The organism is Herbaspirillum autotrophicum (assembly GCF_001189915.1).
In the GTDB taxonomy this organism is placed as follows: domain Bacteria; phylum Pseudomonadota; class Gammaproteobacteria; order Burkholderiales; family Burkholderiaceae_D; genus Herbaspirillum; species Herbaspirillum autotrophicum.
In genome coordinates, this window is record NZ_LFLS01000057.1 from 1 (window position 1) to 20,946 (window position 20,946).

Here is a 20,946-nt window from a genome sequence, read left to right on the forward strand (position 1 = left end):
CCGCCAGCAAACCGGCATGGTCGGCATGCAAATGGCCGCGGTCGAATACGAACTGACCCCAGGCAGCGTCGGCGGCATTATCCTGCAAGGCATACAGCGCTTGCGGCAAGCGCAGGCTCGCCGGATATTGCAGATAGCAGGTAGTGATCGGTTCGTAACTAAAGTTGCGCAGCGTGCTGATCAGTGTCGTGACCGATCCGGCAACCGATTCAGCCTCAGTACCAGCTTCAGTACCGGCAGCGGTTTCAGGAGCGGGCCGGGCAACGTCGGCATGCGGTGCCAGCAAGGCGGCAGCAGCTTCCGGCGCGGTAGCGATGATCACGCCGTCGACCAGTTCGGCACCGGCTTGTGCGCTGGCGGTAACAACCCGCCATTGCGCTCCGGCCCGTTCCAGTGCCTGCACGCTGCTGCCGCAGATGACGCTGCCGCCGTGGCGCAAGATATATTCGGCGGCCGCTTCAGGAAACAGTTGCGACAGGTCGGCGCGCGGAATCAGCATGTCAGAGGCGGCGCGGCGCGCCCCCAGACTATCGCGCAAGACGTTCAGAAATACCTGCGCCGAGGCACGTTGCGGCGGCGTGTTGAGCGCGGCGATGCAGAGCGGCGTCCACATCAGCCGGATCAGGCGTTCGGTCTGATCGAAGCGGATCAGCAATTCGCTGACGCTGCAATCGTCATTGAGGCGCCATCCCATCCAGCGCGCGGTGGTGGAAAAGCGCGCCAGCGCCAGTTTGTCGGCGCGCTCCAGGCCGCTGCTGCGCCACAGCGCGAACAGCATATGCCAGGGTGCCGGCAATGTTGGGGCGACAAAGTCCATGCCGCCGCTGTGCGGCGGGTAGCGCATTTGCAGCGGCAAGCGCAGCATGGCCTGATCTGGTTTGACGCCGACCGTGCGCATCATTTTCAGCGTGGCGCGATAAGCGCCGAGCAGAATGTGCTGGCCGTTGTCGATGTTGCGGCCGTCCAGTTCGACCCGGCGCGCACGGCCGCCGAGCACGCGCGCAGCTTCGAACACGGTCACCCGGTGACCGGCGCGTGCCAGCGTGACCGCGGCCGCGCAACCGGCCCAGCCGCCGCCGATGATGGCGATGTGGCGGGCCTTGGTCATGACCTCAGGAGGGAATGCGGATCAGCCACGGATATAGGTTTTCCATGCCAGCCAGAGCTTGCGGATCGGCGTCAGTGCAATGCGCTGATTGAGGACGTGAAAGCCATCGCGTTCGATTTCATTGAGCAAGGTGCGATAAATCGCCGCCATCATCAGACCCGGCCGTTGCGCGCGACGGTCTTCCTTGGGCAGCAAGGCAAAGGCTTCGTCGTACAACCCTTGCGCGCGCGTCACCTGAAACTGCATCAGGCGGTCAAAGTTGTCACTGTGACGGGCATTCAAGATATCGGCTGCGGTGACGTTAAACTGTTGTAGCTCATTGACCGGCAAATAGATGCGTCCCTTGCGGCCATCTTCACCGACATCGCGGATGATGTTGGTGAGCTGGAACGCGAGGCCGAGCTTTTCAGCGTATTGCAATGTTGCGGGACGGCTGACGCCGAAGATGCTGGCCGACAGGATGCCGACCACGCCCGCCACATGCCAGCAATAACGTTGCAGGCCGGGGAAGTCGAGGTAACGGGTTTGATCGAGGTCCATTTCCATGCCGTCGATGATGGCTTGCAAATGTTCACCCTTGAGGCCGTTGGCAGCAATATGCGGTTGCAGTGCACGCGTGACCGGATGGCTCGGATTGCCGGCCAGCATGGCGGCAATTTCCTTGCGCCACCAGCTCAGCTTGGTGCGCGCCAGGCTGGCGTCCTCGATCTCGTCCACGGTGTCGTCCACCTCGCGACAGAAGGCGTACAGGGCGGTGATCGCACGGCGTCGCTCCGGCGGCAGGAACAGGAAACTGTAATAAAAGCTGGAACCGCTCTGTGCTGCTTTTTGCTGGCAGTATTCGTCTGGGGACATGGAGAGGGAAACGTCTGGAAACGTCAGATAAGCGTCAAGGATGCGATTGGAAGGCAGCAATCCTGCCCTGGTCACAGGCAGATTGCGCGAAGCCGCTATGCTAGCCGACTGAGTGATTAAGGGCAATCAGCAGTTTGGACGGATAACTTCTGCTTAGTTCTGTTGCAGCAACAGGTTTTGTACATTATTCTTCAGAAGCAACAGCTGCACATCGGCGGCCGGCAGGTAGCAGCATGTCGCCGATGCAACTTCTGCGCAATCAGTCTGGTCAGGCGCAGCAACACCACAAAATAGTGAAACGGCAGAAGCTGTGAGCAATAAAAACCAGGGAGACCAATTTTTCATGAACAAACAAGAAGCTTTCAGACATATCGCCTTGCAAGCGACACGCGGCGAGCTGGTGTTCCCGACCAACGTCAATGCCTCGATCCGGCTGCAGGAAGTCTTGAACGATCCCGATTGCCATCTGGAGGCGGCCGCCAAACTGGTGATGGCCGAGCCGTTGCTGTCGGCACGGACCGTGGCGCTGGCCAACTCCGCTGCTTACAATCGTTCCGGCGGTGAAATCAACAACGTGCGCACGGCGGTCATGCGGCTCGGCTTCAAGACGCTCAATGCCATCACCTCGGCCGTCATCGTGCGTCAGCTCGGGCGCAATATTTCCGATCCGGAAATGCGCCGCAAGGCGGCTGAATTGTGGGAGCACACCGCGCATGTGGCGGCGCTGGCGCATGTGATTGCTGCCAAGCTGACCCATCTGGACCCGGAAACGGCCATGTTTGCCGGCATCGTGCATGAAGTCGGCGGCTTTTATCTGTTGTCGCGCGTCGATGAATTCCCCGGCCTGCTCGATGGCAATCCGGAAGACTGGGCAGAGTATGGTGAAAAGGTCATCGGCCGCGCCATTCTCAAGAAGCTCGGCATCCCGGCCGCCGTCAATGCTGCGGTCGAGTCGCTGTGGCACGGCGTGCGGGTATTGCCGCCGCAAACGCTGGGCGATGTGTTGTTGCTGGCCAAGGAGTTGTCGCCGGTGCCGTCGCCGTTGCAACGCAGCGTAATCGACGGCCGGCATATCGATGCCATGGTCGATGAATTCATCAGCGATGAATCCTTGCGCAGCGTACTGGACGATTCCGGTGAAGAAATCAGATCGCTGACTTCGGCCTTGCTGGTCTGATCGGATGCAGGTTTGGCAGCCGCTCAACAAGCGGTTGCCGGGGCAGCTTTGAGTGCTGCTGCTTCAGTTGGCGCGCAGCAGGCGCATCTTGAAGTTGCGGCCCTTGATGTTGCCGCTGCTCAGCTTGGCCAGGGTCTTGTCGGCAATGCGCCGGTCCAGTGCGACATAGGTCATGAATTCAAAGACATTGATCTTGCCGACCTGTTCCTTGCTCAGACCGACGTCGCCGGTCAGCGCGCCGAGCAAATCACCGGGGCGCAGCTTGTCTTTCTTGCCGCCCATGATGCACAAGGTGCGCATCGGCGCCTGCAACATCGTGTCATTGGGGGCGTCCAGCGTATTCAAATCAAACCAGGTCACCGGTGTGCGCTGATACTCTTCAATCAGGCGTACCCATTTCTTTTCATTCGGTGCACACAGGCTGAGTGCCAATCCTTTTTCTTCACCACGGCCGGTACGACCGATGCGGTGAATATGCACTTCGGTATCTTTGGTGACATCGACATTGATCACCGCGCTCAGGCTGCTAATGTCCAGACCACGGGCGGCGACATCGGTGGCCACCAGTACCGAACAACTCTGATTGGCGAATTGCAGCAGGATTTCATCGCGCTCGCGTTGTTCGAGGTCGCCATACAGTGCCATCGCGCTGAAGCCCTGGGCGCGCAATTCTTCGGCCAGTTCGCGGCAGTGAATCTTGGTATTGCAGAATGCCAGCGTCGATACCGGCTGATAATGTTGCAGCAAGCGGGCGACGGCGGCGTTGCGCTGTTCCGGTGCCACTTCATAGAAACGCTGTTCGATCTTGTCGCCGGTGTGTTGTGCTTCTACCTTGACCAGTGCCGGATCGCGCAGGAAGCTGGCGCTGGCCTTGCGGATATCTTCCGCGTAGGTGGCCGAGAACAGCAAGGTCTGGCGACGCGTCGGGCAGGCGCTGACGATGCCGGCAATATCTTCGTAAAAGCCCATGTCGACCATACGGTCGGCTTCGTCCAGCACCAAGGTTTGCACCGTCGACAGATTGATGCTGCCACGGCCGATGTGGTCGCGAATGCGGCCCGGGGTGCCGACCACGATATGCGCGCCGTGCTCCAGCGACGCCATTTGCGGGCGCATGGCAGTGCCGCCGCACAAGGTCAGCACCTTGATGTTTTCGGTAAAGCGCGCCAGCCGGCGCAATTCGTTCGAGACCTGATCCGCCAGTTCGCGTGTCGGGCACAGTACCAGCGCCTGAATCGCAAAGTAGGTGGGATTGAGCTTGGCCAGAATGCCGATGCCGAATGCCGCAGTCTTGCCGCTGCCGGTCTTGGCCTGGGCAATCAGATCGCGCAGTTCGAGAATCAGCGGCAAGCTGTCGGCTTGAATCTGCGTCATGTGCTGGTAACCGAGCTGGTCAAGATTGCTCAGCATGGCCGGCGACAACGCCAGGCTGGAAAAGGAAGTGGTATTCACGATGGACCGGAAGCTGGAGAAAGAAGGGCAGTCTAACAGGGGCGGTGCACTGCTGTGCATACGGGCATCATTTCTGATGCGGCCGCTGATTGCCAATCTGTTATCGCTGTGAAATTGCTGCACTGCATGTTGCGACTGCAAAAACGTCAAGGGCCTGCACATAGTGCAGGCCCTGCGTATCTGGTTGCGGGGGCAGGATTTGAACCTACGACCTTCGGGTTATGAGCCCGACGAGCTGCCAGACTGCTCCACCCCGCGTCTGAGGAACCGAATTTTATAGAGCATTGTTTTAAATAGCAAGAAAGGTTTGTGCAATTGCACAAGAAAATCGCGAAATGGCGTTGTTGCGGTGGACGCCGATGCCCGCACACGCATACACTGCGTGGCTTACAGAAATAATGCGCAATGCACGAAAATAAAATGACTTACGAAGAATATCTGGATGAAGTGACCACCCTGATCACTGAAATTTTCGATGTGACCGATGAAGCGGCCATCAAGCTTGTCATGCAGGCGCAAGATAATGAGTTCTTCGTGGCGCATGACGATGATGAATCGCTGCGTACCGAAGAGCGCGCAGAACAAGATGCGCGCACCATCTTCAAGCAGCGCAAAAAACGCTGATACCTGAACCGGGTGGTGCGCGCTGTCTGAGATCAGGTGGCGCGACCGGCATCCATGCCGGTCAGTGCATGAAAATGACGCCGCCGCAGTGCCCGTCCGAAAATCACGGCCCAGTCGCGCGGTCCCAGTTGCGGCCGCTGCCTGAAGACGTCGCCATCGACTTGTTCGAGGCGATCCAGAATGCGCAGGCCGCCCTGAACCACCAGCCGCAACTCCCATCCCAGCCGGCCCGGCAGGCGCAACGCCAGCGGTGCACCTGACAGCATCAGCGTGCGCGCGCGCTCAATCTCGAATTGCATCAAGGCACGCCAGCCGGCGCTGTGATTGCCGTCGGCGATATCCTGTTCGGTCACGCCGAAACGCTGCATGTCTTCCAGCGGTATATAAATCCGCGCCTTTTCCCAGTCGACCGCCACGTCTTGCCAGAAATTGATCAATTGCAGTGCCGAGCAGATCGCATCTGAATCGCGCAGATTTTCTGCGGATGGGGCTTGATAAAGCTGCAACATCAGCGTGCCGACCGGATTGGCCGAGCGCCGGCAATAGTCGAGCAAGCCGGAGAAATCCTGATAACGGGTAGTCACCACATCCTGTTTGAACGCCGACAGCAAATCGCGAAATGGCGTCAGCGGCAACTGATAGTGGCGGATTACCGTTTGCAAGGTGCGGAACATGGGATTGGCAGAGGGCTGACTCGCATCTATCCGATCCAGCTCGGCTTCATAGGCGCTCAGTGCCGCCAGTCGTTGCGGCGGCGTGGCGTCACCTTCATCGGCGAGGTCGTCGGCGCTGCGGGCGAAAGCGTAGATGGCGCGCACTGCCGGTCGCAAGCGGGCCGGCAACATGATGGAGGCAACCGGGAAATTTTCGTAATGATCAACAGCCATGGGTGAACGTAGGGGGTGAAGTGATGAAGCGCTAAAAAACAAAAGAATTCGAGAGCGTATTCAAACGATAGGGGCCGCAGCTATAATTACTAACCTTAAAGTCATTAAAAATACTCGCATCGCTGCGGGTCGTCATCAGACGCGAACCAGATCGTTGTGCGTGTGGTGTTTTCTGTTCCGAATAGTAAAGGAAAAACGTGCCTGCTCCGCTCCCGAGATCTTGTTCGACACCCGACCAGCCAGTGCGCGGTGTTTTGCTGCGCGGCATCTTGCTGATCGGCGTCCTGGCGCTGCTGGCCGCTTGTTCGCGCAAGGTAGAGCAGGTCGAAGAAGTGCGGCCGGTGCGGGTACTGACCATCGCCGCCGATACGGTCGATGCGATTGCCGAGTTCCCCGGTGAAGTGCGGGCACGCTATGAATCGCGGCTGGGGTTCCGGGTCGGCGGCAAGATCGTGGCACGTAAAGTCGAGGTCGGCAGTCTGGTGCGGCGCGGTCAGGTGTTGATGCAGCTCGATCCGCAGGATTTGCAACTGGCGCAACGCCAGGCCGATGCGGCGCTCAAGGCGGCGCTCAGCAACCGCGAGCTGGCGGCCGCCGAATTGAAGCGTTATCAGGAATTGCACGCCAAGAATTTCGTCAGTCAGGCCGTGCTGGATGCCAAGCAGACCGCCTATCAATCAGCAGTATCGAGTTACGACCAGGCCCAGGCGGCATTGCGCAATCAAGCCAATCAGACCGGTTATGCCGATCTGGTTTCCGATGTCGATGGCGTGGTGACAGCGATTGACGCCGAAGCCGGGCAGGTGGTTGCCGCCGGTACGCCGGTGGCCAGCGTGGCGAAGTCGGGCGATATGGATGTGGTGATCGGGGTACCGGAAAATCAGGTCGATCACCTGCGGCGGATCACTGATGTGCGGGTACGCCTGTGGGCCAATCCGCAGGAACGGATCGCCGGCAAGGTGCGCGAAGTGTCACCGGTGGCCGACGCCGCCACCCGCACCTACGCGGTCAAAATTGCGTTGCCGGATGCCGCTGCCGGCGTGCGATTGGGCATGACCGCGTATGCCGCGTTCATCGATCCCAGCGCCAAGGCCTTGATCAAATTGCCGTTGTCGGCACTGTATGAAGCCAGCGGCAAAACCTCGGTATGGCTGGTGGAAAACGGTGCCGTCAAGCTGGCGCCGGTGACTACCGGCGGTCACAGCGGCAATGACATCTTGATCAGCGAGGGTTTGCGCGCCGGACAAGTGGTGGTGACGGCCGGCGTCAATCTGCTCAAGCCGGGACAAAAGGTCAGCATTCTCGGTGCTGAACCGGTGGCAGCCACCAAGCCAGCCGCAGGTGGCGGCCAATGAGCGGGCCGGATTCGCAGTCGGATATCAAGCCAGACGCCAAGCCAGAAGTTAAGTCCGGCCCGGCAGTCAGCAAGAGCGGTTTCAATCTGTCGCGCTGGGCGCTGCAACACATTCCGCTGATTCGTTATCTGATCGTGGTGCTGATTGTCGGCGGCATCATGGGTTATGACCGCCTCGGGCAAGACGAAGACCCGCCGTTTACCTTCCGCGCCATGGTGGTCACCGCCAAATGGCCGGGTGCGACCGCCTTGCAGATGGCCGAGCAAGTCACCGACAAGCTCGAAAAGAAGTTGCAGGAAACGCCGTACATCGACATCATCCGCAGCTATTCCAAACCGGGCGAGACGCTGATCATCTTGCAGTTGCGCGAATCGACGCCGCCCAAAGACGTGCCGGCCAGCTGGTATCAGGTGCGCAAGAAAATCAATGACATCCGGCTGACCTTGCCATCCGGCGTGCAAGGCCCGTTCTTCAACGACGAATTCGGCGATACCTACGGCTCGATCTTTGCCCTGTCGGGCGATGGCTTCACGTATGCCGAGATCAAGGATTATGCTGACTTCGTGCGCCAGCAATTGCTGCGCGTGCCGTCGGTCGCCAAGGTTGAATTGTTCGGGGTGCAGGACGAAAAGATTTTCATCGAATTTTCACAAAAGAAATTTTCCCAGCTTGGCATCACCTTCGATTCCATCGTCAGCCAGTTGAGTGCGCAAAATGCGATGGAGTCGACCGGCGCTCTGGTGACGCCCGGAGAGAATCTGCAAATCCGTGTCAGTGGCGCACTGCGTTCACCGAAGGATCTGGCCAATCTGGAATTGCGCGCCGGCGGCACGACGTTCCGGCTCGGCGACTTTGCCACCATCCGGCGCGAGTATCAGGACCCGCCGCAATCGAAGATGCGCTTCAATGGCAAGGAAGTGATCGGCCTCGGCATTTCGATGGAAAAGGGCGGCGACATCATCGCGCTGGGCAAGAATCTGGAACGGACCTTTGCCGAATTGCATGGCGAATTACCGGTCGGGATCGAGCTGGAGCGGGTGTCGAATCAACCAAAGATCGTCTCGGAATCGGTCGGAGAATTTTTACGCACCTTGTTCGAAGCAGTCCTGATCGTATTGGCGGTCAGCTTCGTTGCGCTGGGTTTGCACACCAAGCCGCTGCGCATCGATGTGCGCCCCGGTCTGGTGGTGGCGCTGACGATTCCGCTGGTACTGGCGGTGACCTTTTTGTTCATGCGCATTTTCGATATCGACTTGCACAAGATTTCGCTCGGCGCACTGATCATCGCCCTCGGCTTGCTGGTGGATGACGCCATCATCACAGTCGAAATGATGGTGCGCAAGATGGAAGAGGGCTTGTCGCGTTTCGACGCCGCCACGTTTGCTTATACCTCGACCGCAATTCCAATGCTGACCGGTACCCTGATCACCGCTGCCGGCTTCTTGCCGATCGGCCTGGCGAAGTCGGCTGCCGGTGAATATACCTTTTCGATGTTTTCGGTGAATGCACTGGCCCTGATCATTTCCTGGCTGGTGGCGGTGGTGTTTACGCCCTACATCGGGGTCTTGCTGCTCAAGGTGAAACCGGCTGCCAATGCCGATGGTCATCATGAATTATTCGATACGCCGTTTTATACGCGCTTCCGCAGCATCGTCAGTTGGTGCGTGGAATGGCGCAAAACCACGATTGCCCTGACGCTGGTGGTATTTGCGCTGGGGTTGTTCGGCTTCCGCTTTATCGAAGAACAGTTTTTCCCGGATTCCAGCCGACCTGAACTGATGGTCGAAATCTGGTTGCCGGAAGGATCGTCGTTCAAGGCCACCGAAACGCAAGCCAAGAAATTCGAAGCATTTATCCGCGCTCAGGATGGCGTTGACAGTGTGGTCAGTTATGTCGGCACCGGCAGCCCGCGGTTCTACATGCCGCTCGATCAGATTTTCCCGCAAACCAACGTCGCCCAAATGGTGGTGTTGCCCAAGGATTTGAAATCGCGCGAAGCCTTGCGTCTGAAGATTGTCGATGTCTTCAAGCATGATTTCCCGGGTGTGCGCGGTCGCGTCAAGCTGCTGCCGAGCGGGCCGCCGGTGCCGTATGCGGTGCAATTCCGCGTCAGCGGTCCGGAAGTTGGCAAAGTGCGCGCCATCGCCGATCAGGTCAAGGCGCTGATGGACAAGAATCCCCATATCATTGGTCTCAACGATAACTGGAACGAGTCGGTCAAGGCGCTGCGCATTGAACTCGATCAAGATAAATTGCGGGTGCTCGGCATCGGTTCGCAAACCGTGATGCGCACTGTCAATACCTTGCTGACCGGGACCGCCATCGGCCAGTATCGCGAACATGACCGGCTGATCGATATCGTGGTGCGGCAACCGCTCGATGAACGCGCCACCATCGATGCCCTCAATCAAGCCAATATCCCGACCGCCAGCGGCCGCTCGGTGCCACTGGCGCAGATCGCGCACGTCAGCATGGGCTGGGAGCCGGGAGTGGTGTGGCGCGAAGACCGCGAATGGGCGATCACGGTGCAGGCCGATGTCGCCGATGGCATTCAGGGGCCGACCGTATCCAGTCAGATCGATCCGCAACTCAAGGAGATCCGCGCCGCCTTGCCGCCCGGCTACATGATCGAGCTGGCCGGCGCTGCCGCCGACAGCAGCAAGGCGCAAGCCTCGATTGCGGCCAATGTGCCGCTGGTGATTTTCCTCATTTTCACCTTGCTGATGCTGCAATTGCACAGCTTCTCGCGCTCGGTGCTGGTGTTCCTGACCGGCCCGCTGGGGCTGGCCGGCGCGGCGATGGCCTTGCTCATCTTGCAGCGGCCGTTCGGTTTCGTCGCGCAACTCGGCGTGATCGCCTTGTTCGGCATGATCATTCGCAACTCGGTGATCCTGATCGACCAGATCGAACACGATATCGCCGCCGGCGCCGAGCGCTGGGACGCCATCGTCGAATCGGCGGTGCGCCGCTTCCGGCCCATCATCCTGACCGCAGCGGCGGCGGTGCTGGCGATGATTCCCTTGTCGCGGTCGATCTTCTGGGGGCCGATGGCAGTTGCCATCATGGGTGGCCTGATCGTCGCCACCGCGCTGACCTTGCTGTTCTTGCCAGCCGCCTATGCCTTGTGTTTCCGGGTTGCCAGGCCGGTGCGGGAGCCGGTCAATACCGCGCAATAGCAGAGCAGGCGGGGGCTGCGCGTGTTCGCCGAGGTTCGGCCGGGCAGAGCGCGCAGAGCAATTTTTCACGGATAAAAACGCAGACACAAACAGCGGCTTGAAGTAGAATAGCCGGCTGCAATAAAAATGCTACCAGCATCGCAAGGCAATCCTCACCGGTTGTCGCGGATGTCAGGCACCCTTCAGCGAGGATGGCGAAATTGGTAGACGCACCAGGTTTAGGTCCTGACGCCAGCAATGGTGTAGGGGTTCGAGTCCCCTTCCTCGCACCACGACTCATTTCTTCATGTATCTTGTTGTTCCCGTTCCGCATGGCATCTGCCGGCGGCCGGAGGCATGCGCTTTTCATGCGCCTGTCCGACATCTCACCCGGAGTTTTTCATGCGTTATCGGCACTACAAAGGCGGTATTTACGAATTTCTTTACGACGCCACGCTGGAGTCCGATCTGGCGTCGATGGTGGTGTATCGGGCGCCCGACGGGTCGATCTGGATTCGTCCGCATGCGGTGTTTCATGAATTGATCGAAGTCGATGGCAAGCAGGTCGCGCGTTTTGCGCTGATGGAAGCGGCTGCCAAAGACTGAGTGTCGGCACTGGCGGTGGTTGCGCTTCAGGCCGTCTTGCGGCGCTCGCCGAGAATGCTGCGCCAGGCCGGAATCGCCGTATGCTGTGCCAGATAGGCCAGCGGTACGGTCAGTTCCTGATCGGGCCGGACCCAGATCACTTCTTCTATTTCGGCGGCGGCTTGTACCGCGCAATCGATGTCTGCAACAAACAATTCAGCATGTACGGTATGACCCGGCTCATTGGCGGCCGGCGCATTGAAGATGCCCAGCGGCGTAAAGTCGCTGGCGGGCAGTTGCAATCCGAGTTCTTCTTGCAGTTCTCTGACGACCGCTTGCAGCGGCGTTTCGCCGCGCGCGATCTTGCCGCCGGCCAGCATGAAGCGGGTGGTGCCGCGTTTGCGTACCAGCAGCAAGGCGCCGTCCGGGCGAAGTAACAGGGCAGAGGCGATATGAATGGTGAGCACGATGAAAAGTAAGCGGAAAGTTGGAGAAAATGCCTGATCGGTTTTGCCTGGCGCTCGTTATTTGAACAATATATTCACGCTGGTTGGTCGGTGTTCGGGGCGTATTTTATCCGCAGTCGGCCAGTGCCATGCGCATTACGCCGATTCATTGTCAATTGTTGCGCGGCAAGCCGGTAATCGGACGCGCAAGCGAGGCTGCAAAAGCATCGGGCATCTGGTATGTTCGCAGTGTCACTGTTTCCGTTCATTCAGCCAAAGGCTTTCTTATGCGCAGGTTTTTCCCGGCCCTCATGTTATTTGCTGCTGTTTCCTTGCCCGTCTGTTCTGTTTCGGCGGAAGAAATCGGCGATGTCAGTACCGCTTTCCGCTGGCTCGGGAAAAATGACCGGGTGGCACTCGAAGTGTATGACGACCCCAAGGTCGAAGGCGTCAGTTGCTATGTATCGCGCGCCCGTACCGGTGGCGTCAAGGGCACGGTCGGTCTGGCCGAAGACAAGTCGGAGGCGTCGATTGCCTGTCGTCAGGTGGGCGCCACGATTACCTTCAAGGGCAAGTTGCCGGTGCAGGAAGATGTGTTTACCGAGCGCATGTCGATCTTGTTCAAGCGCCTGCATATCGTGCGCGTGGTGGATGCCAAGCGCAATACGCTGGTCTATCTGACCTATTCGGATAAATTGATCGATGGCAGTCCGATGAATGCCGTCACGGCAGTGCCGGTGCCGTTGAGCACACCGATTCCCGTGAAATAAATCACCTCATTCACTTATCCACTCTCACCATGAACGATAAAAAAACGATTCGCACGCTGGCAGCAGAATTGCAGGCGGGGACGACCACCAGCGTCAGGCTGGTGGAGCAGGCGCTGGAACGGATTGATGCACACCGGGCTGCCGGCGGTGCAGCGTATGTCAGTGTCGATGCGCAGCGCGCCCTGGCCAATGCGCGGGCCAGCGACGCCGCGCGTGCCGCCGGCAATGCGCCGTCGTTGCTGGCCGGCGTGCCGGTATCCATCAAGGATCTGTTCGACGTTGCCGGCGAAGTCACCGCCGCTGGTTCGAAAGCCCTGGCCGATGCCGCACCGGCGCAGCAAGATGCGGTGGCGGTGGCGCGTTTGCGGCAGGCTGGCGCCATCTTGCTGGGCCGTACCAATATGAGCGAGTTCGCCTTTTCCGGGCTGGGTCTCAATCCGCATTACGGCACGCCGCGCAATCCGCTGGATAGCGAGCGCGTCAGCGGCGGTTCGACCTCGGGTGGCGCGGTATCGGTAGCGGCCGGCATGGCGGCGCTGGCGCTCGGTACCGATACCGGCGGTTCGATCCGGATTCCTTCAGCGTTCTGCGGTTTGACCGGTTTCAAACCAACCGCCAACCGGGTTGATCTGACTGGCGCGGTGCCGTTGTCGCATACGCTCGATTCGGCTGGTCCGCTGGGGCTCAGTGTCGATTGCTGCACGATTGCCGATGCCATCTTGTCGGGCCGGCAACCTGAGCAGGATCCGGTGGCGTTGCCGCTGGCCGGTCTGCGTTTCGGCGTGACCGACGATTTCGTCAGCGACGGCATGGACGATGTGGTGCGACAAGCGTTTGAGCAGGCGCTGACGCGACTGGCGCAGGCCGGGGCGCAGATCATCCGGTTTGCGTTTCCGGAATTGAAAGACTTGCCGGCGATCAATGCCGGCGGCGGCTTCAGCGCGGCGGAATCGTGGACCTGGCATCGTGCTTTGCTGCAACGTGCCGGCGACAAGTACGACGCCCGCGTGGCGGTGCGCATCCGGCGCGGGGCGCAACAGACGGCGGCCGATTATCTGGACTTGCTGGCAGCGCGCCGGCAATTGATCCGGCAAGCTGCGCGGCGCCTGTCGGTATTCGACGCCTGGCTGATGCCGACGGTGCCAGTGGTGCCGCCGCTGATTGCCCCGCTGCAAGCCAGCGACGACGCCTTCTTTGCGGCCAACGGTCTGGTCTTGCGCAATCCGAGCGTGATCAATTTCCTCGATGGCTGTGCCATCAATCTGCCTTGTCCGTCCGCCAGCGGCTTGCCGGTCGGCATCAGTCTCTGCGGCCAGCACGGCGACGACGCCCGTATCCTGCAAATTGGCAGTGCGGTGGAGGCGGCAGGTCTGGAAAAATAATGCCGGAATGGCCCCGCAAAGCCGGTTTTACGGGCATGGCGGGTCTTTTTTCGGGCCCAATGCAGGCGTAATGTCTGCGTTTTGGCGCAACGCCATCTTTTCCGTATAAAATAGCGGACTTTAGCGCGGCCGGGCAGGGCATCCTGTGTCCTGAAGTTCTCGGGCCGCACCACGGAATTTTTTATTTTTGGACGATTCACATGGCAACTGCAGTCGAAACTCTGAGCAAACTTGAGCGTCGTATCACCCTCACATTCCCCATGGCTGATGTTCAGGCAGAAGTTGAAAAGCGCCTCAAGGTGCGTGCCCGTACCGCCAAAGCCCCAGGCTTTCGCACCGGTAAAGTGCCGATGAAGATGGTCGCCGCACAATACGGTTACCAGGTCGAAACTGAAGTGCTGAACGACAAGGTCGGTCGCGCATTCAATGACGCCGCAGTCGAAAACAACCTGCGCGTTGCCGGCTATCCAAAGATCGAACCAAAGACCAGCGAAGGCGTGGCCGACGGCGCACTGGCATTTGACGCCACGTTTGAAGTCTATCCGGAAGTCGTGATCGGCGATCTGACCGCGGCTGAAGTTGAAAAAACGACATCGGCCGTGAGCGACGTCGAAATCGACAAGACCATCGACATCCTGCGCAAGCAACGCGTGCATTTCCACGTCAAGGGCGAGCAAGGCGCGCACGGCGACGGCGGTGCTGATCAGACTGCACAAAACGGCGACCGCGCTACCGTTGACTTCGTCGGCAAGATCGACGGCGTTGAATTTCAGGGCGGCAAGGCTGACGACTACGCATTCGTGCTCGGCGAAGGCCGCATGTTGCCAGAGTTCGAAACCGCGACCATCGGTCTGAAAGTGGGCGAGTCCAAAACTTTCCCGCTGGCATTCCCGGAGGACTACCACGGCAAGGACGTCGCCGGCAAAACTGCTGAATTCACCATCACGCTGAAGAAGCTGGAATGGGCGCATCTGCCGGAAGTCGACGCAGAATTCGCCAAGTCGCTCGGTATCGAAGACGGCGACCTGACCAAGATGCGTGAAGATATCAAACGCAATCTGGAACGCGAAGTCAGCGCCCGTACCAAAGCCAAGACCAAAGACAGCGTGATGGATGCGCTGATCAAGGTCAGCGAACTGGAAGTGCCGAAGGCGCTGGTTGAGCAAGACGTCGAGCGTCTGGCTGAAATGGCCCGCCAGGACATGACCCAGCGCGGCATGGACGTCAAGAACATGCAGTTGCCGAAGGAACTGTTCACGGCACAAGCCGAGCGTCGCGTCCGTCTGGGCCTGATCCTGGCTGACGTGGTCAAGAACAACAAGCTGGAAGCCACTGAAGAACAAGTCAAGGCACAGGTCGAAGATTTCGCCCAAAGCTACGAAGATCCGCAACAAGTGCTCAAGTACTATTTCAGCGACCGTCGTCGTCTGGCTGAAGTCGAAGCTCTTGTTTTGGAAGAAAACGTCGTTAACTATGTGCTGGGCAAAGCCAAGGTCACCGACAAGTCGGTTCCCTTTGATGCATTGATGGGCAATCAGGGTCAAGCGTAAGCTACCTGTTTCGCGTACCATCAATGACATTGGCGGTCGCCTCCAGGTGATGCCGGCAGACGGGAAGCAACCGTCACCGGCACCTGGCTCAATCTTGCAACAGCCGCACAGGCGTATAAGGAAAGCACATGACAGGTTTGATTAGGCAATCCGCGATGGATACTCAGATGCTCGGCATGGTGCCGATGGTGATCGAGCAAAGCGGTCGCGGCGAGCGTGCGTATGACATCTATTCGCGTCTGCTCAAAGAGCGCATCATTTTTCTGGTTGGCCCGGTCAACGACGCCACCGCCAATGTGATCGTGGCGCAGATGCTGTTCCTGGAAAGCGAAAATCCGGACAAGGAAATTTCGCTGTACATCAATTCCCCTGGTGGTTCGGTATCGGCCGGTATGGCGATTTTCGACACGATGCAATTCATCAAGCCGGATGTCTCGACGTTGTGCACCGGTCTGGCAGCATCGATGGGCGCCTTCCTGCTGGCCGCCGGCGTCAAGGGCAAGCGTTTTTCGCTGCCGAACTCGCGCATCATGATTCACCAGCCACTCGGCGGTGCGCAAGGTCAGGCGTCGGACATCGAAATTCAGGCGCGTGAAATCCTGTATCTGCGCGAACGTCTGAACGGCATTCTGGCCGACAAGACCGGACGCACGATCGACCAGATCAGCAAAGACACGGATCGCGACAATTTCATGTCGGCCGATGCGGCTGTCGAATACGGTCTGATCGACAAGGTGCTGACGCACCGCGCCTGATTATTCCGCACCACGTCTTGAGAATGCCCGGGCGTATTGTTCGGGCATTTCTTTTTTGCAATACAGGCTTGTTTTTCCTGTAGTGCTGTCCGCCTGGCATGCCGTTGCCGTGATTTGAAACCGCCGTCTGCAATAACAGTACCGTTGCTGGTATGAAATAGTGCGAGGCAGTGACGGATTTCAAAATCGCAGGTATGATCAAGCAGAACCTTATTCACATTTGCCCCCTATGTCCGACAAAAAAACATCCAGCGGCGAGAAACTGCTTTACTGCTCTTTCTGCGGAAAAAGCCAGCACGAAGTCAAGAAACTGATTGCAGGGCCATCCGTCTTCATCTGCGACGAATGCATTGACCTGTGCAATGACATCATTCGCGACGAAGCCTCCAGCGTGGAGTCGGTCACGGGCGCCAAATCCGACCTGCCGACACCGCAGGAAATTTCCGAATTGCTGGATCAGTACGTGATCGGCCAGGCCACTGCCAAGCGCATCCTGTCGGTAGCGGTGTACAACCATTACAAGCGTCTCAAGCATCTCGGCAAAAAAGATGATGTGGAACTGGCCAAGAGCAATATCCTGCTGGTCGGTCCGACCGGTTCCGGCAAGACGCTGCTGGCGCAGACGCTGGCGCGCATGCTCAATGTGCCGTTCGTGATTGCCGACGCCACCACGCTGACCGAAGCCGGTTATGTCGGTGAAGACGTCGAAAACATCATTCAGAAATTGCTGCAGAACTGCAATTACGAAGTCGAAAAAGCGCAGAAGGGCATTGTCTACATCGATGAAATCGACAAGATTTCGCGCAAGTCCGACAATCCGTCGATTACCCGCGATGTCTCCGGTGAAGGCGTGCAGCAGGCGCTGCTCAAGCTGATCGAAGGCACCATGGCATCGGTGCCGCCACAAGGCGGGCGCAAGCATCCGAATCAGGATTTCGTGCAGATCGACACCACCAATATCATGTTCATTTGCGGCGGTGCTTTCGACGGTCTGACCAAGATCATTTCGGAGCGCTCGGAAAAGAGCGGCATCGGTTTCTCGGCCACGGTCAAGAGCCAGACGCAAAAAACCGCGAGTGAAGTATTGCTCAATGCGGAGCCGGACGATCTGGTCAAGTTCGGCCTGATTCCGGAACTGGTCGGTCGTCTGCCGGTGATCGCCACGCTCAACGAATTGAATGAAGAAGCGCTGATCCAGATTCTGCTGGAGCCGAAGAATGCGTTGATCAAGCAATACGCCAAGCTGTTGCAGATGGAAGGCGCGGAACTCGAAATTCGCCCGGCCGCATTGCAAGCCATCGCCAAGAAGGCACTGGCACGCAAGACCGGTGCCCGCGGTTTGCGTTCGATCCTGGAACATGCCTTGCTGGACGTGATGTATGAGCTGCCAAACCAGCAGAACGTGGCCAAGGTCGTGATCGACGAGGGCACCATCACCAACGGCGCCAAGCCGCTGCTGATCTACCACGAGCAACCCAAAGTATCGGGCGCCTGACCTGATTTGATGGCTGCCGCCGCTGTTCCCGGACTGCGGCGGCGCAAATTCTCAAAAGCGGTACAATAAACCGCAGAATTCACTCTGGCTTCCATCGTAAAGCCACCCGAGGGCGACTTCGTGTGTGGCTTTTTTATTGTGTTGCCGTTTTTCAAACAAGTCGTAATTTTGTTGTAGTCGGGACTTGTGTTTTCGCGGCTCGCGCCAACATCACTAACAGTATCTTTTGATAAGGCTCGCCATGACGACTTCTACACTCACAGAACAAACGCAATTGCCCCTGTTGCCATTGCGGGATGTTGTTGTCTTCCCGCATATGGTGATCCCGCTCTTCGTCGGTCGTCCCAAGTCGATCAAGGCGCTTGAGGCGGCCATGGAGCAGGGCAAGAGCATCATGCTGGCGGCCCAGAAGGCTGCCGCCAAGGATGAGCCATCGGCAGACGATATTTATGAAATCGGCTGCGTCGCCAATATCCTGCAAATGCTGAAGTTGCCTGACGGCACCGTCAAGGTGCTGGTCGAGGGCGCGCAGCGCGCACGCATTCATCACATCAGCGAACTGGACACCCATTTTGTTGCCGATCTGACACCGGTCGAATCGGAGCCGGGCGACGAAGCTGAAGTCGAGGCGATGCGCCGCACCATCGTTCAGCAATTCGACCAGTACGTCAAACTGAACAAAAAGATTCCACCTGAAATCCTGAGCTCGCTGGCAGGGATTGATGATGCCGGCCGTCTGGCTGATACCATCGCCGCCCATCTGCCGCTGAAGCTGGAACAGAAGCAGGTGATTCTGGAAATCTTCAATGTTGCCAAACGGCATGAGCATCTGCTCGGCCAGCTCGAAGGCGAACTCGACATTCTGCAAGTCGAGAAGCGCATCCGTGGCCGCGTCAAGCGCCAGATGGAAAAGTCGCAGCGCGAGTACTATCTGAACGAGCAGGTCAAGGCGATTCAGAAGGAGCTGGGCGAGGGCGAAGACGGCGCCGATCTGGAAGAGCTGGAAAAGAAGATTCTGGCTGCCAAGATGCCGAAGGAAGCTTTGGAAAAGGCACAGTCCGAGTTGAAGAAACTCAAACTGATGTCGCCGATGTCGGCCGAAGCCACCGTGGTGCGCAACTATATCGATACGCTGGTCGGTTTGCCATGGAAGAAGAAGTCCAAGGTCAACAATGATTTGCCGAATGCCGAAAAGGTATTGGAAGGCGATCACTACGGCCTCGACAAGGTCAAGGAACGCATCCTGGAATACCTCGCCGTGCAACAGCGCGTCGACAAGCTGAAGGCACCGATTCTGTGCTTCGTGGGTCCGCCGGGCGTCGGCAAGACCTCGCTGGGGCAATCGATCGCCCGCGCCACCAACCGCAAGTTTGTGCGCATGGCACTCGGCGGCGTGCGTGATGAAGCCGAAATTCGCGGCCATCGTCGTACCTATATCGGTTCGATGCCGGGCAAGATTCTGCAAAGCCTGTCCAAGGTCGGCGTGCGCAATCCCTTGTTCCTGCTTGATGAAATCGACAAGCTCGGCATGGATTTCCGTGGCGATCCGTCATCGGCGCTGCTGGAAGTGCTGGATCCGGAACAGAACCATACGTTTTCCGATCACTACATTGAAGTCGATTTCGACTTGTCGGATGTGATGTTCGTGGCGACGTCGAACTCCTTCAATATCCCGCCGGCATTGCTGGACCGGATGGAAGTGATTCGCCTCTCCGGATATACCGAAGATGAAAAGACCAGCATTGCGCAACGTTACCTGTTGCCGAAACAGATCAAGAACAATGGTCTGAAGCCGGAAGAGATCAGCGTCGCCGAATCGGCGATTCGCGACATCATTCGTTACTACACGCGTGAAGCCGGGGTACGTTCGCTGGAACGCGAAATCTCCAAGATCTGCCGCAAGGTAGTGAAGATGCTGTTGCTCAAGAAGCAGGAAAAGAAGGTCGCCATCGCATCGCGCAATCTGGACAAGTTCCTCGGCGTGCGTCGTTTCGATTTCGGCATTGCCGAAAAAGAAAATCAGGTCGGCCAGGTAGTTGGTCTGGCATGGACCGAGGTGGGCGGCGATCTGCTGACCATCGAAGCGGTCACGATGCCGGGCAAGGGCGCCACCATTCGCACCGGTACGTTGGGCGATGTGATGAAGGAATCGATCGAAGCGGCCCGCACGGTAGTGCGCAGCCGTGCCGCCAAGCTCGGCATCAAGAGCGGCATCTTCGAAAAGAGCGACATTCACATCCACGTGCCGGAAGGCGCGACACCGAAAGATGGACCATCGGCCGGTATTGCGATGACCACGGCACTGGTGTCGGTATTTACCGGTATTCCGGTACGTGCCGATGTGGCGATGACCGGTGAAATCACCTTGCGCGGCGAAGTATTGCCGATTGGCGGTCTGAAGGAAAAACTGTTGGCGGCACATCGCGGCGGCATCAAGACGGTATTGATTCCGGAGCAAAATGTGAAAGACCTGGCGGAGATTCCCGACAACGTCAAAAACAAGCTGGAAATCGTGCCGGTGCGCTGGATCGACAAGGTCCTGGAAATTGCACTGGAACGTCAGCCGGTACCGCTGACCGAAGAAGAAGCATTGGTGGCAACTGCCGTAGCGAGCAAGGAAGAACCAAGTGATCCCAGTGTCGTGAAACACTGATCACTGCACGCAGTTTGTTGGCACCAGGGAAAGGCGCTCAGTTATACCAACTGAGCGCCTTTTTCTTTGTCCACAATTTTGCTTAAAGGCATCTAGTGATATTGCGAGAAAGTAATTCAAATCTGTCACTACGGCCGGCAAGGCGCTTGACACAAGGCTTTGCGGCTTGTTTAATACCTGCTGCAGTAAGGTTCCACGAGGCGCGCGAGGCGAGTGTCCGCTTGAATGAAACGGGTCACGCCGTTGCGAAATTCAATCTTTGTCAAAGGGGCGTAAGTGAATAAAAGTGAATTGATCGAGCATATTTCCGATTCTGCGGAGATTTCCAAAGCGGCATCAGCACGTGCGCTGGATGCCATGATTGGTGCGGTAAAAACCACATTGAAGAAAAACGGTTCGGTGACGCTGGTCGGCTTCGGGACCTTTACTGTAGGCAAGCGAGCGGCACGCACCGGGCGAAATCCGCGGACCGGCGCAGCCATAAAAATCAAGGCAGCGAAAGTTCCTAAATTTAAACCTGGCAAAGCTTTGAAAGATGCGCTAAACTAGCGGTCTTTCGACGTTGATGAAACGCCGGATTGATGGTTTGAGCCAAGGTGCGGGTGCTTAGCTCAGTTGGTAGAGCGGCGCCCTTACAAGGCGTAGGTCGGGAGTTCGAGCCTCTCAGCACCCACCAGAAACTCAAACATCAAGCAGT

At 58.2% G+C, this 20,946-nt stretch carries 17 protein-coding genes and 3 tRNA genes; 14 read left to right on the forward strand and 6 right to left on the reverse strand.

The window, feature by feature from the left end; genetic code table 11:
• On the reverse strand, positions 1–1,108 hold a 1,108-nt coding region (gene hpnE / locus AKL27_RS25950; protein ID WP_050465803.1), incomplete at its 3' end, for a hydroxysqualene dehydroxylase HpnE.
• Between the two features lie 21 nt (positions 1,109–1,129).
• A complete protein-coding gene (gene hpnD, locus AKL27_RS25955; RefSeq protein ID WP_050465804.1) occupies positions 1,130–1,963 on the reverse strand; it encodes a presqualene diphosphate synthase HpnD in 834 nt (277 codons plus the stop codon).
• A 343-nt stretch (positions 1,964–2,306) separates the two neighbouring features.
• Between hpnD and AKL27_RS25960 the strand changes: the two genes are divergently transcribed.
• Positions 2,307–3,140, forward strand: a complete 834-nt coding sequence (locus AKL27_RS25960; RefSeq protein WP_050465805.1) for an HDOD domain-containing protein — start codon at positions 2,307–2,309, stop codon at positions 3,138–3,140.
• A 63-nt stretch (positions 3,141–3,203) separates the two neighbouring features.
• Here AKL27_RS25960 and dbpA read toward each other — a convergent pair whose 3' ends face one another.
• The gene (dbpA, locus tag AKL27_RS25965; RefSeq protein WP_050465815.1) at positions 3,204–4,592 is read right to left on the reverse strand and encodes an ATP-dependent RNA helicase DbpA; all 1,389 of its coding nucleotides are present in this window, start codon (positions 4,590–4,592) and stop codon (positions 3,204–3,206) included.
• Positions 4,593–4,773: 181 nt separating this feature from the next.
• A tRNA-Met gene (locus AKL27_RS25970) sits at positions 4,774–4,850 on the reverse strand.
• 162 nt (positions 4,851–5,012) lie between these two features.
• Here AKL27_RS25970 and AKL27_RS25975 point away from each other — a divergent pair.
• On the forward strand, positions 5,013–5,216 hold the full coding sequence (locus AKL27_RS25975) for a hypothetical protein (protein ID WP_050465816.1): 204 nt from the start codon (positions 5,013–5,015) through the stop codon (positions 5,214–5,216).
• A gap of 32 nt (positions 5,217–5,248) precedes the next feature.
• Here AKL27_RS25975 and hpnC read toward each other — a convergent pair whose 3' ends face one another.
• The gene (gene hpnC / locus AKL27_RS25980; protein ID WP_050465806.1) at positions 5,249–6,103 is read right to left on the reverse strand and encodes a squalene synthase HpnC; all 855 of its coding nucleotides are present in this window, start codon (positions 6,101–6,103) and stop codon (positions 5,249–5,251) included.
• A 197-nt stretch (positions 6,104–6,300) separates the two neighbouring features.
• Between hpnC and AKL27_RS25985 the strand changes: the two genes are divergently transcribed.
• The 4 genes from AKL27_RS25985 (at position 6,301) to AKL27_RS26000 (ending at position 11,219) form a co-directional block, all read left to right on the forward strand.
• Positions 6,301–7,458, forward strand: a complete 1,158-nt coding sequence (locus tag AKL27_RS25985) for an efflux RND transporter periplasmic adaptor subunit (protein WP_232311114.1) — start codon at positions 6,301–6,303, stop codon at positions 7,456–7,458.
• Complete coding sequence (locus AKL27_RS25990; RefSeq protein WP_083439308.1) at positions 7,455–10,634, forward strand: efflux RND transporter permease subunit; 3,180 nt, start codon at positions 7,455–7,457, stop codon at positions 10,632–10,634. Before AKL27_RS25985 ends, AKL27_RS25990 begins: the two co-directional genes overlap by 4 nt.
• Positions 10,635–10,819: 185 nt before the next feature.
• Positions 10,820–10,906 (forward strand) — tRNA-Leu (locus tag AKL27_RS25995).
• Between the two features lie 109 nt (positions 10,907–11,015).
• A complete protein-coding gene (locus AKL27_RS26000) occupies positions 11,016–11,219 on the forward strand; it encodes a DUF1653 domain-containing protein (protein ID WP_050465807.1) in 204 nt (67 codons plus the stop codon).
• 26 nt (positions 11,220–11,245) lie between these two features.
• Here AKL27_RS26000 and AKL27_RS26005 read toward each other — a convergent pair whose 3' ends face one another.
• Positions 11,246–11,665 (reverse strand): NUDIX hydrolase, encoded by a 420-nt coding sequence (locus AKL27_RS26005; protein ID WP_232311115.1) that lies wholly within the window; start codon positions 11,663–11,665, stop codon positions 11,246–11,248.
• Positions 11,666–11,955: 290 nt separating this feature from the next.
• On the opposite strand from AKL27_RS26005, the gene AKL27_RS26010 reads away from it, so the two are divergent.
• The 8 genes from AKL27_RS26010 (at position 11,956) to AKL27_RS26045 (ending at position 20,925) form a co-directional block, all read left to right on the forward strand.
• Positions 11,956–12,414, forward strand: a complete 459-nt coding sequence (locus tag AKL27_RS26010) for a CreA family protein (protein WP_232311116.1) — start codon at positions 11,956–11,958, stop codon at positions 12,412–12,414.
• A gap of 29 nt (positions 12,415–12,443) precedes the next feature.
• Positions 12,444–13,796, forward strand: coding sequence for an amidase (locus AKL27_RS26015; protein ID WP_050465809.1), 1,353 nt, complete (start codon positions 12,444–12,446; stop codon positions 13,794–13,796).
• Between the two features lie 200 nt (positions 13,797–13,996).
• The gene (gene tig / locus AKL27_RS26020) at positions 13,997–15,346 is read left to right on the forward strand and encodes a trigger factor (protein ID WP_050465810.1); all 1,350 of its coding nucleotides are present in this window, start codon (positions 13,997–13,999) and stop codon (positions 15,344–15,346) included.
• A 128-nt stretch (positions 15,347–15,474) separates the two neighbouring features.
• Positions 15,475–16,101 (forward strand): ATP-dependent Clp endopeptidase proteolytic subunit ClpP, encoded by a 627-nt coding sequence (clpP, locus tag AKL27_RS26025; protein WP_050465811.1) that lies wholly within the window; start codon positions 15,475–15,477, stop codon positions 16,099–16,101.
• Between the two features lie 229 nt (positions 16,102–16,330).
• Positions 16,331–17,596: an ATP-dependent Clp protease ATP-binding subunit ClpX gene (clpX, locus tag AKL27_RS26030; RefSeq protein WP_050465812.1), complete on the forward strand. Its 1,266-nt coding sequence runs from the start codon at positions 16,331–16,333 to the stop codon at positions 17,594–17,596.
• 241 nt (positions 17,597–17,837) lie between these two features.
• A complete protein-coding gene (gene lon / locus AKL27_RS26035; RefSeq protein ID WP_050465813.1) occupies positions 17,838–20,249 on the forward strand; it encodes an endopeptidase La in 2,412 nt (803 codons plus the stop codon).
• Positions 20,250–20,525: 276 nt separating this feature from the next.
• Positions 20,526–20,798, forward strand: coding sequence for an HU family DNA-binding protein (locus AKL27_RS27345; protein ID WP_083439309.1), 273 nt, complete (start codon positions 20,526–20,528; stop codon positions 20,796–20,798).
• Between the two features lie 51 nt (positions 20,799–20,849).
• Positions 20,850–20,925, forward strand: a tRNA-Val gene (locus AKL27_RS26045).
• Positions 20,926–20,946 lie beyond the last annotated feature (21 nt).